Annotated in this window: 13 protein-coding genes; 8 read left to right on the top strand and 5 right to left on the bottom strand. The window is 52.9% G+C overall.

What is annotated here, in order from left to right:
* Positions 1-41: 41 nt before the first annotated feature.
* A complete protein-coding gene (locus AC3WT9_RS23925; RefSeq protein ID WP_341377169.1) occupies positions 42-1,163 on the top strand; it encodes a WD40/YVTN/BNR-like repeat-containing protein in 1,122 nt (373 codons plus the stop codon).
* Between the two features lie 93 nt (positions 1,164-1,256).
* On the opposite strand, the gene AC3WT9_RS23920 is transcribed toward AC3WT9_RS23925, so the two are convergent.
* Both AC3WT9_RS23920 and AC3WT9_RS23915 read right to left on the bottom strand, forming a co-directional pair.
* A complete protein-coding gene (locus tag AC3WT9_RS23920; RefSeq protein WP_038598433.1) occupies positions 1,257-1,961 on the bottom strand; it encodes a GTP pyrophosphokinase in 705 nt (234 codons plus the stop codon).
* Between the two features lie 293 nt (positions 1,962-2,254).
* On the bottom strand, positions 2,255-2,629 hold the full coding sequence (locus tag AC3WT9_RS23915) for a hypothetical protein (protein ID WP_341377170.1): 375 nt from the start codon (positions 2,627-2,629) through the stop codon (positions 2,255-2,257).
* Between the two features lie 201 nt (positions 2,630-2,830).
* Between AC3WT9_RS23915 and AC3WT9_RS23910 the strand changes: the two genes are divergently transcribed.
* From AC3WT9_RS23910 to AC3WT9_RS23895, 4 genes are all read left to right on the top strand, one after another.
* Entirely contained in the window at positions 2,831-3,604 is a 774-nt protein-coding gene (locus AC3WT9_RS23910; RefSeq protein ID WP_341089519.1) for a zinc ribbon domain-containing protein, read from the top strand.
* Positions 3,605-3,639: 35 nt separating this feature from the next.
* Positions 3,640-4,533, top strand: a complete 894-nt coding sequence (locus tag AC3WT9_RS23905) for a TrmB family transcriptional regulator (protein ID WP_492407980.1) — start codon at positions 3,640-3,642, stop codon at positions 4,531-4,533.
* A 63-nt stretch (positions 4,534-4,596) separates the two neighbouring features.
* A complete protein-coding gene (locus AC3WT9_RS23900; protein WP_341089521.1) occupies positions 4,597-4,902 on the top strand; it encodes a hypothetical protein in 306 nt (101 codons plus the stop codon).
* Between the two features lie 45 nt (positions 4,903-4,947).
* Entirely contained in the window at positions 4,948-5,541 is a 594-nt protein-coding gene (locus AC3WT9_RS23895; protein ID WP_038585377.1) for a xanthine phosphoribosyltransferase, read from the top strand.
* Positions 5,542-6,023: 482 nt separating this feature from the next.
* Here the strand turns inward: AC3WT9_RS23895 and AC3WT9_RS23890 are convergent, their stop codons facing one another.
* The 3 genes from AC3WT9_RS23890 to AC3WT9_RS23880 form a co-directional block, all read right to left on the bottom strand.
* Positions 6,024-6,971 (bottom strand): diacylglycerol/lipid kinase family protein, encoded by a 948-nt coding sequence (locus AC3WT9_RS23890; protein ID WP_341089523.1) that lies wholly within the window; start codon positions 6,969-6,971, stop codon positions 6,024-6,026.
* 103 nt (positions 6,972-7,074) lie between these two features.
* The gene (locus AC3WT9_RS23885) at positions 7,075-7,413 is read right to left on the bottom strand and encodes a DUF4870 domain-containing protein (protein ID WP_038585383.1); all 339 of its coding nucleotides are present in this window, start codon (positions 7,411-7,413) and stop codon (positions 7,075-7,077) included.
* 143 nt (positions 7,414-7,556) lie between these two features.
* Positions 7,557-8,576 (bottom strand): serine hydrolase domain-containing protein, encoded by a 1,020-nt coding sequence (locus AC3WT9_RS23880; RefSeq protein WP_341089525.1) that lies wholly within the window; start codon positions 8,574-8,576, stop codon positions 7,557-7,559.
* Positions 8,577-9,033: 457 nt separating this feature from the next.
* Between AC3WT9_RS23880 and AC3WT9_RS23875 the strand changes: the two genes are divergently transcribed.
* The 3 genes from AC3WT9_RS23875 to ctaD all read left to right on the top strand — a co-directional run bounded on the left by AC3WT9_RS23875 (position 9,034) and on the right by ctaD (position 12,629).
* A complete protein-coding gene (locus AC3WT9_RS23875) occupies positions 9,034-9,222 on the top strand; it encodes a hypothetical protein (RefSeq protein ID WP_038585388.1) in 189 nt (62 codons plus the stop codon).
* A gap of 396 nt (positions 9,223-9,618) precedes the next feature.
* Positions 9,619-10,662 (top strand): cytochrome c oxidase subunit II, encoded by a 1,044-nt coding sequence (coxB, locus tag AC3WT9_RS23870; protein WP_038585390.1) that lies wholly within the window; start codon positions 9,619-9,621, stop codon positions 10,660-10,662.
* 128 nt (positions 10,663-10,790) lie between these two features.
* Entirely contained in the window at positions 10,791-12,629 is a 1,839-nt protein-coding gene (ctaD, locus tag AC3WT9_RS23865; RefSeq protein WP_052092420.1) for a cytochrome c oxidase subunit I, read from the top strand.
* Positions 12,630-12,632 lie beyond the last annotated feature (3 nt).

The following is a 12,632-nucleotide window of genomic DNA, read 5'->3' as shown; positions in this document are numbered from 1 at the left end:
TTATGATAACAGGACAAACAGGAAATGAGGGAGAGCTTAACTTGAGAGTTTATAAAATTCTGGCTTCTCTGTTCATAGCAGGTACGCTTCTAATTTCTGCCTCAACCATCGGGGCGACACCGGCGCAAAGCTCCAGCATCACCTTGAAGGGATATCCGGACAATTTCCAAATGACAGGCGTGAAAGAGGGCTGGGGAATCACGCTGGGCGGAGTGTGGCATACAGCGGACGGTGCGTTAAGCTGGAAGCATCCGCTCAGCAATACGGTGCCCATGCCCGGTAATGATGTCCAGCTTGGCAAACTGGCGCATTACTTTACGGGTGACAATGAGGCGTGGATTCTAAGCGCCTATGGCCCGCACAAGCCTACAGCCCTTTTTCATACGCTAGACAAGGGAAAGTCCTGGAAGACTATTCGCCTTCCGGTGAAGAAAAGCTGGGAGCAAGGATACGCCAGCGGGTTTATGCATTTTCCCGATAAGCAGGGCGGGTATATTCTGCTATGTTCCGAACCGGCACTTGGCATGATGGAGAAGTCGTTATACCGCACGGTGGATGGAGGGACAAGCTGGAGCAGAGTGGGCGATCTTACCGCAAGCATTGCTGCCTATCCAACGGGCATAACCTTCCGGGATAGCGATAACGGCTGGATAACCTCCAGTAATCACGGACAGAAGTCCATTCTTACCTTTAGAACTGCTGATGGGGGCAAGAGCTGGAAGCCGGAGAAACTCATCTCCCCGTCAGCGCTTTCGGGGTATGCGTATAGCAACAGCTACCCTCCTGTCTTTTCCGGCAAGGATAAGAAGGATGGGGTGCTGCCGCTGGAAATTGTCCTGAACGGTGTTAAAAGCATGGTCTTTTACACCAGCAATAATGGCGGAGAGACTTGGAAGCATGGCCCCGGCATTCAAGGGGTTGAAGCGTCAAGGACAGCTTGGCTGAATGCCCGTTCTGGCTGGGCGCTGCAGGCAGGCGGCAGGCTGCTTGCTACAGGCGATGGCGGAGGTAGCTGGAAACAGGCTGCCAAAGGTTCAGCGTTCGATAAGGCAACGGAGATACAGTTCTCTACATCTCGAACCGGCTGGATTTCCGGGCCGGAAATCCTTTGGAGCACGGCAGACGGGGGCCACACTTGGAGAAACGTGCTGATTCCTTCTTGAGAATAATAGAAAGGCAGTGCCGCAACAGCTCAGCTGTAGGGCACTGCCTTCTTTTATTACCTTTTCAGCCACGTTCCATAAACAGAAATGGCATTACTCCCCGGACGGGGGTTCACCCGCACTGCTTCCCTCGGACAACTCAAGAATCTCCCGGCGCAGGCGGAGCATTTTTTGATCCAGCTCATCGGCGGCACGTGCCGCTTCTTTCAGTTCCTCGGCGACATGCGACGGAAGCTGTTTATCGAATTTGTAGTAGAGGATATGCTCCATACTGGCCCAGAAATCCATGGCAAGTGTACGCAGCTGGATTTCCGCTTTTACCCAGTGGGTTCCTTCCAGCAGCACAAGCGGTATCGACACAATCAGATGCAGACTTTGATAGCCGTTAGGTTTGGGATGTGCAATATAGTCTTTGATCTCCAGCACACGGATGTCCTCCCGCGCACATAGATGATCGACCAGACGATAGATATCCTTCACAAAAGCACAGACAATCCGCATGCCTGCAATATCATGAATGTGCTGCTCCATATTTTCCAGGGTAAACTCATGCCCTTTGCGTTCCATCTTTTGCAGAATGCTCTTCGGCTCTTTGATCCGCGACTTGACATGCTCAATCGGACTGAAGCCGTCGCGCACCTGCCATTCCGTTTTGATCACATCAATTTTATTCTCAAGCTCATTCAGGGCATGGCGGTACAGCGCCGGCAAAGCTTTGAAATCCTCGATTTGTTTGGCGAAATCCCCATTAACCTGCCACTTCTTCAGATCCTTGACATGCACCTGCAGCTGATTCAGTGTAACCTGTGTACTATCATATTCTTCCACTGAGACTCTCCCAAGTTTAGTTATTTGTGACTGGATAAAATGAACCCATGAGTAAAGATATGTTATATATTCCGGGACCAGTCTATATTCCTATTTTAACCGATGTACTGCCCCAGAAGCAAAAAAAAACCAGACCCCCCTGTAGTGCTGAAGAGTCCAGGCGGTTTGCAACTATAATCCGGCCAACCCAAAATAGCGCAACATTCTTCCCGCAGCAGCGTATTAGCACACATAAGGGATAGAAAGTACGGCGCTTACGTTGATTATTTGTTCGTAGGTGAGCCTCCGTCATAACCTTTATCGTGATACCCGGTATTTTCCAGTTTGGGGAGTATACCCAGCTGCTTAATGGTCTGCTGCGTCTCTATGCTGCCAAAACGGTGCAGGGTCTGGTACAGTCTGACGGTCTCATCGTCAAATTGCCGGGCAGCTTCATCGTGATCGGCAGACTTATAAGGCACAAAGGCGCGCCGGAAGGCGTAATCATCCCGGCGTTCGAGTTCGTTCAGGAGATCCTGGAGAAGGGTAAGCTCTTCAGCGTTAAGCAGCACTTCAAATTCATTGGAGTCATTGCGCACGTCCTGAATGAGGCTGTGGTTTACGGATACGAAATAGCGTTTTTTCTCTTCGTCCGGCAAGATTGATCCCTCCATTGTCGGTAAGCTTGTCCATGGTTAATTTTTACTATTATACACAGAACGACAAATAATGAATCTAATCGAGACATTTGGTATGATAGAAGCACGTTACCGCTATTGAACGGAGCGTTAAGGGTTTATTTGGAATAATATTTGGCTGCAAATCGGCCCTGTTCTCACTCTGGAGAAGGAGGAACTACAATGAATTTTCTGCAACGCATTAAAGACGGTGCCAGCCGGGTGAGTGAAAAAGCGCAAAGCTCGGTGGAGATCGGCAAGCTTAACGGGCATATTTCCGATATCGAACATGAGATGGAAATTGAATTTATGAAAATGGGAAAGCTGTTCTACGACGGATATCGTTCGAAGGATTTGTCCCTGGCCGAAGGCAAGATGGTGGAGCATTCCCGGGCCTGCCTGAAGCTTCAGGAACAGATTGAGGAGCTGCGCTTCCGGATTGCCGAGCTGAAGAATGAAAAGCTCTGCACCTGCGGGAATGTTGTAGCTCTGGACGCCAATTTCTGTCCGAAATGCGGACGTAAGCTGGAGGAACCGGCTTCAAGAAAAGAAGCGGTGCCCGTCACAGTGCACAGCATTCATGAGGATGAAGAGGAAGATCAATATTATGGCGAGGAGGAGCTGACGGAAGCGGAGAAAGAGCTGGCGATGAGATCGGAGCAGCGTACGGTGTATACCGAAGTGCTTCCGGTAGACCATGAACTGCCGCAGGAGGAATATGGCGGAGCGGTGCAGGATACCGAACGCAGCCGCCGTGAAGCCGATGAGCTCGAACGGGAGCGGGAAAGACAGCTTGAGCTTGACCGGCGTATCCGTGACTGGAAAGCCGGTGAGCCTGCGGAAGAAGCTGCATCCAGTGAAGGCGGCGTGCGGGATATCGTCAAATGTCAGATCTGCAGGGCGGATTTACCCAAGGGTTCCATGTGGTGCCCGCGTTGCGGATCAGAACAAATCTAGTCAGCATTTACAGTCAGCTTAGGGGGACAACATAGATGGAACAGTTGCTGCTGCATCTGCGCAATTTGGGTTTCACAGAGATGGAATCCAAAATTATGGTCGAGCTGGCCAGCAAAGGCCAGGCTTCGGGTTATGAAGTGGCAAAGCAGCTCGGAGTATCAAGATCCAACGTATATGCGGCGCTTCAGCGTCTGACTCAGCAAGGTTATGTAAGATGCGGTGAAGGGGAACCGGCGCGTTACAGTGTGCTGGACCCGGAAGAGCTCGCGACCATGATCTCCGGACGGGTATCGGCTTCACTGGCTTATATGGAAAGTGAAATGCCGCGCGGCGGCCCGGTCAATCCCTCTTTCTACAATGTGGAGGGTGACCGGAATGTGATGGAGGAACTGATCCGCCAATTGAATCTTGCTGAGCAGGAAATCGTAGTAGATGTATGGCGTGAGGAGGCTTCGCTGCTGCGTAATGAGCTGGAGCAGGCAGAGCTGCGGGGAGTGAAGCTGTTGTGGGCCTTTGACGGCGGCAACGAGGTTCCCGCACCTTATCCGGTATGGCCGCCGCTGGGCGGCAAGCCGCGCCGGAGCGGCGGGCGGAAGTTTTCCTTTGTGATCGACAGGAACTGGTGCATGCTCGGCATGCGGTATGAGGACGGAACGGCACAGGCGGTCGTAACCGAACATCAGGTGCTGGTGGAACTGCTGCTGAACCACTTTACGCAGGAGATGGTGCTCTTCGAGCTGGAAGAGGATATGGGCCCCGAGCTAACAAGAAGGTACGGGGAACGCTACAGCCACATTTACGGTAAATATGTACTGCATGACCAGGAGTATGAACAACTGGGCGAACAGGAGCAACCGGACGAACAAGAGGAACATGAAGAATTGGAAGACTCGGGAGAGCAGCAAGAACAGCAAGAGCCAGGACATTAGGAAACGTGTTTGGGTAAGGGTCAAGCTGCTCGCAAGCCGAAATTAAGCTGGGGAGGTGAAAGCGTGGAGTGTATTATTCATTTTGATGTGCAGCATCCGGAAGGGATCAAGTCACTCAGAGGTCTCTTGTTTCTGGAAGCCGGTAAAGTCCCCGGAGAAAATGAACTGATTGGCATGTTCAAGGACATGAAGTTCAATGTTCGGCTGGAAGACCGTGAGAAGCTGGTTTTTAAACCTGTGAATCCGGGAGAGAAGTACTCGGAAATCCGCATCACGAGCTTTGACAGCGGCAAGGCGAATAGCAAAGAGGACAACGAACTGAAGTCGATTGTCGGCAATTTGCTGCCGCAGAAGCCGTCTGGCCTGTAAAAACTAAGACAGGGTCCATTTGAGATGGAGAGGAAGGAGCACAGAATGGAGTTATTGAGACAGAAGGTTATCAATGAAGGTATTGTTCTCGGTCAAGGTGTGCTCAAGGTCGATTCTTTTCTGAATCACCAGATGGACCCGTTTCTGATGCGTGAGGTCGGCCGCGAGTTTACCCGCCGTTTTGCCGGAGAAAAGGTGACGAAGGTGCTGACCATCGAATCCTCGGGGATCGCCCCCGGCATTATGACGGCGCTGGAGCTTGAGGTTCCGCTCATTTTTGCACGCAAGCAGAAATCGTTGACCCTGACCGAAGATATTTATGTGGAGAAGGTCTACTCTTTTACGAAAAAAGAAAGCAATGATATCACAGTTTCCAAAAAGTTCATTGCTCCCGGTGAACGCGTGCTGATCGTCGATGATTTCCTTGCCAACGGTGAAGCGGCCTTCGGGCTGGCCCGGATCGTGGAACAGGCGGGAGGCAGCGTAGCCGGAATCGGAATCGTGATCGAAAAAGCCTTCCAGCCCGGCAACAAGCTGCTGAAGGAAGCCGGCTACCGTGTGGAATCGCTGGTACGGATTGCTTCGCTTGACGATGGCTTGATCTCCTTCGTGGAGGAAGCCGGCGGCCTGCCGGGCTGACCCCGCAGTATTATAGCTCATGAAGACCCCATGCTCCAGCTTTGCGGAGTATGGGGTCTTTATGCTGTGGCTATAGGGAGTACTGCGCGGTAATTGCAATTTGTACAACTAAATGTTCCTTATTTGCCCGGCGTACCGTTTTAGTTGTATTTTGTACAGTAGATATCCGTTTTAATGCCGAAAATGGACCGGAAACCAGAATTTAGATGTACAGAGTGCAGTTAAGTGCTGAACGGAAGCGGAACCAGCCCGTTTAATTGTACAAACTGCAATTATCCCCTTCAAACTCAAAGGGCAGCAGCATACCCCGCAACTGGAAGACTAAGTAAAAGCAGAGTAGAGCTGCGCTTGCGGGCTGGCCGCCGGCCGCCAAAGCGTGGCCACCGCAGGCCATTCATTCGCAAGCGCGATGGAACTCGCGCTGCGGGTACCTCAGCCGCCGCGTCCTACATGACGCTGACTGTGTGCGGGCCAGCCGCGTCCTACACGCTTGCCTGGCAAGGGCCAGCTGCGCCCTGTTCGCGGGCCGCCGCCAGCGGCGAGAGCACGCGCAGCGCGCCCGGCTCGCAGCGCACGGCCAGCGGCGCCGTGCCGAGGGGCTCGCCGTCGCCGATGGCATGGCGGGCCTGCGCGAAGCGGACAGCTACGCTGTGCCCGCGCAGCATCGTCACGAAGGGCAGCGCAACATGCGTGCCCTTCAGCAGCGTCGGGAACAGCCGCAGCACCTGCATGCGGCTGCAGCCGTGCACGACGCAGACGTCGAGCAGGCCGTCATCGGCCTCCGCCTGCGGGCAGATCAGCAGCCCGCCGCCATAGCTTGGCAGGTTGCAGACCGAGACGAGCCAGGCTTTCTCGAAAGCCTGCTCCTTCCCGTCGCAGGTGACGCTCACCCGGCAGGGCTTAAAGGTCATCAGCGTATGCAGAATGCCGATGATATAGGCCAGCTGTCCGGCACCGATGGCGTTGCACAGCCGTTTGTAGAAGCTGTTGTTCACATTTACGGCTACCTGTGCATCGAAGCCGCTGGCTACGGCGGTCAGGGTGAGGCCGCCCGCTCCCGAGAGCAGATCGGCTTCGAGGCAACGGTCCTGCAGCGCAGTCTCCAGCGCGGCCTCTGTGGACAGCGGGATGCCGAAGCCGCGTGCCGTGTCATTGCCGGAGCCGGCGGGGATGACGGCGAGCGGTACACCTCTGCGCCGCAGCGCGCCCAGCACGCTGTGGATCGTGCCGTCGCCGCCGATGACGATGGCGGCGCGCCAGTCGTCGCGCCGGGCGAGCGCCCCAAGCACCTGGGTTTCGGCGCGGTCAGCGTTTTGCGTGAACAAGGGCTCATGAGGGATGCCGCGTGAATGCAGCATCCCTTCGACCGCTTGCCATGTCCGCTGGCCTGCTCCGCCGCCGGAACGGGGATTTATGATCAATAAGTACATGTATGTTCCTCCAGCCTGTCGATTCCTCTATGTCCTGATTCCATTGTACGGAGTGGACGTTCAAAAGGGAATCTTAAAAATAAGGATAATAGCAGGAGGCAGGCTACAACTGACGGAGCTGGCTTTCGGCGATCTCCCCTGCCCAGGGAAGCTTATACCATCTTCCGCCCAAAGCATGGTAGATCATGAGAAGCCATACGGCGAAGCTGCAAAGGGAAATTAAAGCGGCGACGAGAGCGCCGAGCAGCGGAATGAATCCGCTGAGGACATGGACAATCATCAGTGTCCCGAAGGCGATCAGCGACTGCAACGCATGAAAGAGCACGAAGCGGCTGCGTTTCTCCAGGGCCAGAAAAACGATGCCCCCAATAAAGGGGAAGAAGTAGCATAGGGCGGCGGCAATATGGTCAGGCAGTCCGGTGGAGGATCTGAAAGGGGACAAAAGGCTCACTCTCCTTGTACTTGGGAGAAGAAGGCGGCTAACCCGGTTCCCTCTTCTCTATGAGCCTATGATTTGTCCCGGCAAAGTATGTGGACCGGGAAGGGTTTCAAGTAAAAAAGCATTCTTCCTTTCCGTTAGACATGCTAAAGCTCCATAGCCGGTATAATGTATTGTTCAACCAGTCTGCGGGGGTGCTTCCACCGGCTGACCGCGCTCTCGGCGGTGAATATAACGGCGGCGTCCAGCTTCGGCAGCAGCAATAGCTGCTGGCCCCCGTGTCCATGGGCCAGCACGTAGGGCTGGCTGCTCATTATGCCGTTCCAGAATTGATACCCGTAATTACCGTAGGCCGGATATCCAGGGGTCTGGGCTATGAACGCCTCTTCCAGCCAATGTTGCGGGATCATCTGCTGCCCTTTGTAAAGGCCGCCGCCCAGCAGGACCATACCGACCTTAGCCAGATCACGCGAGGTCAGGTATAAGCCGATATGGCCCATGCTGTGCCCTTCAGGACTGGGCAGCCAGGCGGTATGGTGAATGTCCAGCGGTCCAAACAGATGCTCTCTGGCATAGCTGTAAGCGTCCAGCCCTGAGAATTCGCTCAGCATAACCGATATTAGATGCGAGTCGCTGCTGCGGTATTGAAATTGCCCAATATTTTCATGATCAATGGGCAAGCTAAGTGCGTACGAAGTCCAGCGGCGGCTGCGCTGCAGATTACGCACGAGCGGTTCTCCGAGCCTCTTGCCGGTAATCCACCTGAAGCCGGAGGTCATGGTCAGCAGGTGGCACAGCGTAATTTCCGATAGCTGCGGAGAGCAGCGGGGCGGCAAATACCTCTGAAGCGCTTCGGCTACAAAGGTGTGGACTCCCGGAATATGGCCTTTGCCGATAGCAATGCCGATAAGAAGAGAGAGGAAGCTTTTGGTGGCCGAACGAAGATCATTCAGCATTCCGGCATGATATCCCCCGTAATACCGTTCAAATATCAGTTGCCCGTGGCGGACGACAAGCATACTATGCATTTTGGGATATTCTTTCGTAACTGCCTGATGGGCCTTCTCCAGTTGAAGAGGGCAGGTTCCGGTGTCATCCGGACGGGCTGTTGCTATATCGGGTGCCGGGTTGTTAGGTGTGTTTAGTAAAGACAGCTGCTTGCTCATAGCAATCCCCTTTCCACGCTGCCTGCCGGAGTCTAGGATGCGGCGGCGGATATGTTATTTTAACCAAAAGTCTGCAAGACTCACCTGCTGCGGTAGAGAAGAGTAAAAAAATATTTTACGTACGTAAATTTTACAAGGAAAGGTGGAAGTTGGACTGGAATATGATACAATATAACGATAAGGCCCGAAAGGAGTGATTCAGCAAGTGGCTCTTCGGGTAAGTAAAGTGTCAAGGTGTTCCGCATTTGGTGCATCTTACTCTCAGCCCAAATCACGACGAACCTGCTTCACCGGCAAGGCGGACCTCCATATTTATGGAATGAACGTTTAGGCGGATAATGCAAGCCACGTATGTGTTACGGTTTCTTGACTTGCATTTCGAGGTTACGGCGGACTTTTCATCATGCATTCTCTACAACGGAGCATTCATTTTCAATGTTTTGGGAGGGAACTGATCATGGCAAGTAAAGGTCATAACGAAGTGAAGGAAAGTCTACGGGAAATGACACGCATTTTCCGGCCCAAAGATCCCAAGAAATTTGTGAAGGAGTATGTCCGGAAGTATCGGATCACGGGAGGCTATGAAGAAGAGCTGACTATGGTCGTGGAGCATGAGTTGGGAAGAATAAACTCATCCGTCTCCTAATTTACAGACAGGAATACTTCCTGCTAATTGACGACATCAAATTTGGAATTACATCCATGAGGATTCTCATAAACCGTGCCCGGGCGGCTTGCCGCCGCAGGAAGCGGTTTTTTTTGTGCGCATATTTATTGCATGATCATAAACCATGAAATAGTCAAATGAATTAATAGACACAAATAGATATGTATGCGCTTTAAAGAAAAAATGATAAAAGATTCATTTTTTGTAAGCGCTCTTAAATACAGTAAGGACAAGCTTTTGCTGTTTAAAAAAATGCTTTGTGAACTTGCTGTGAACGATTGACAAAAGACCCCCATAAACTTATATTAATAGTGATTGTTATAATTGACAGGAAAATCCTCTAATCTACGAAATCGGGAAAAGCGGGGTAGATCAATGATGAAAACGTGGCAGGCTGGTAAACGGCTTCTTCCCATGACAGCAACGCTTGGACTCATTCTCGCAGGATGCGGGCGGCAGGACTTGTCGGTGCTCAGACCGCAGGGACCTGCAGCGGAGAGCTCGTTCGGACTCATGAAGCTGTCGATTACCATCATGATTGTCGTGCTGTTGATCGTCTTTGCCATTGCGGCCTATGTGCTTATCCGTTACCGCAGGAAGCCGGGCCAGCATGAGATCCCTGAACAGGTGGAAGGCAGCTTCAAGCTTGAAGTGCTGTGGACGGTCATCCCGCTGATCCTTGTAATTGTGCTGGCGGTTCCGACCGTACAGGCGGTGTTTGCCGCAGGAGATGATCATTCGGATGATAAGAATGCAGTTAAGGTCAAGGTGACCGGTCACCAATACTGGTGGGAATTCGAATACCCCGATTACGGTGTGACAACGGCGCAGGACTTGGTGATTCCTGCAGGCGTGGATATCGCCTTTGAGCTGACTACAAAGGATGTGCTGCACTCATTCTGGGTACCTTCTCTCTCCGGCAAAATAGACACCAACCCGGACGGGTCAACGAACCATTTCAGCTTCAGTGCGCCAAATGAAGGCGTTTACCGCGGCAAATGCGCGGAGCTGTGCGGTCCTTCCCACGGTTTTATGGAATTTAAAGTGAAGTCGGTCAGCAAGGATGCGTTCACGGCATGGATTGCTTCCATGAAAGCCCCGGCAGTGATGCCTGAAGATCCGGCGCTTGCGGAAAAGTTCAAATCCGCGTGCCTGACCTGCCACGCAGTGGGTGATATGGTAGGCAGCAACGGTCCATCCCTCACCGGGATCGGGTCCCGCGAGTCGGTGGCTGGTATCCTGTTGAACGACGATACAGGTGTCGACGGAGCGCCGATCCTGGAGAATCTTAAGACCTGGCTGCATGATCCGCAAAGCGTCAAGCCGGGCAACCGGATGCCTGACCCCAAGGAACTGGGACTCAGTGATGAAGAGATTGACGGAATTGCCGAATATCTGGCCGGCTACACGCTGGAATAAAGCCTATTGCCCAAAGCAGAAGCAGCATATTTGAAAAGGGGGTACGTACCTTGGCTCAAGCAGCGCAATCCTTGAATCCTTCCCAGCCCTTGAGGCATGGCCACAGCGTCAAACGGCATACCGGGATCATGGACTGGATTACCACCGTCGATCATAAGAAGATTGCCATTTTGTACCTCTGGGCCGGTGGGATCTTTTTTGGCATCGGCGGGCTGGAGGCCATTCTGATCCGCATCCAGCTGATCAAGCCGATGAATACCTTTCTGGATGCCCAGACCTTTAACGAACTGATTACGATGCACGGGACAACGATGATTTTTCTCGGGGTCATGCCGGTCATTTTTGCGTTGATGAATGCGGTCATCCCGCTGCAGATCGGTGCGCGCGACGTAGCTTTTCCTTTTCTGAATGCGCTTGGCTTCTGGACGTTTCTGTTCGGCGGCATTCTGCTCAATCTCAGCTGGATTATGGGTGGAGCGCCCGATGCCGGCTGGACCGCTTATACCCCACTGTCCTCCAGCTCCTACAGCACCACCCACGGGGTGGATTTCTACACGATCGGCTTGCAGATTGCGGGACTAGGCACACTAATCGGCGGCATTAACTTCCTGGCTACGATCATTACGATGCGGGCTCCGGGAATGTCATTTATGCGGATGCCGATGTTCGCCTGGGCTACCTTCATCACTTCCGCTATTATCCTGTTCGCTTTTCCCGCAGTTACAGTAGGACTTGTATTGCTCACCTTCGACCGGATTCTCGGCGCCAATTTCTTCGAGACCAGCGGCGGAGGAAATCCGGTGCTCTGGCAGCATATTTTTTGGATCTTTGGTCATCCCGAAGTGTATATTCTGATTCTTCCGGCCTTCGGCATTATCTCCGAGGTCATCCCGACGTTCTCGCGTAAGCGCCTGTTCGGGTACAGCTCCATGGTCTTCGCCACGATCCTGATCGCTTTCCTTGGCTTCATGGTCTGGGCGCATCATATGTTCACCACAGGCCTCGGTCCGGTAGCGAACGCCTTGTTCTCTGTATCCACGATGCTGATCGCCGTTCCGACAGGAATCAAAATTTTCAACTGGCTGTTCACGATGTGGGGCGGGCAAGTACGCTTTACCACCCCGAATTTATTCGCGGTCGGCTTTATTCCAACCTTCACCATGGGCGGGGTTACGGGTGTCATGCTGGCTTCTGCTCCTGCCGATTTCCAGTTTCATGACACGTATTTTGTCGTTGCCCATTTTCATTATGTGATTGTCGGCGGCCTGGTGCTCGGCTTGTTCGCGGGCCTGCATTATTGGTGGCCTAAAATGTTCGGAAGAATGCTGAGCGAACACCTGGGCAAATGGACCTTCTGGACCTTTATCATCGGGTTTCACATGACCTTTTTTGTACAGCATTTCCTGGGGCTTATGGGGATGCAGCGCCGCGTATTTACGTATTTGCCGAATCAGCAATTCGACCTGCTCAATTTGATCAGTACGATCGGGGCAGGGCTTATGGGTGTGGGGATGCTGTTTTTCCTGGCCAATGTCTTCATCACTTCCAGAAAGCCGGCAGATGCGGCGGATGATCCGTGGGAAGACGGGCGGACGCTGGAATGGACCATTTCCTCACCGCCTCCGGAATACAATTTCAAGCAAACGCCGCTGGTGCGCGGCCTGGATGCTTTCTGGAAGGAAAAAACAGCCGGGCACAAGGGCATGACGCCATCCGAACCGGTAGGCTCCATTCATATGCCTTCAGCGACGGTGCACCCGTTCCTGATGTCGGTGGGTATCTTTATTGCCGGGCTTGGCTTTATGTTCAGCCGTGATGATTTTGGCAACAGCTTTATGAGTTTTCTCTTTAATAACTATATCGTTACTGCGCTTGGTCTTCTGATAACCTTCGGATCGATGCTGATGCGCTCGCTATTTGACGATCATGGCTGGCATATCGAACCTGAAGAGCTGGAAGGAAGGTGAACC

The organism is Paenibacillus sp. EB106-06-01-XG199, from assembly GCF_058791575.1.
Note: the sequence above shows the minus strand (reverse complement) of the source record. Positions and strands in the feature narration are given on the sequence as shown.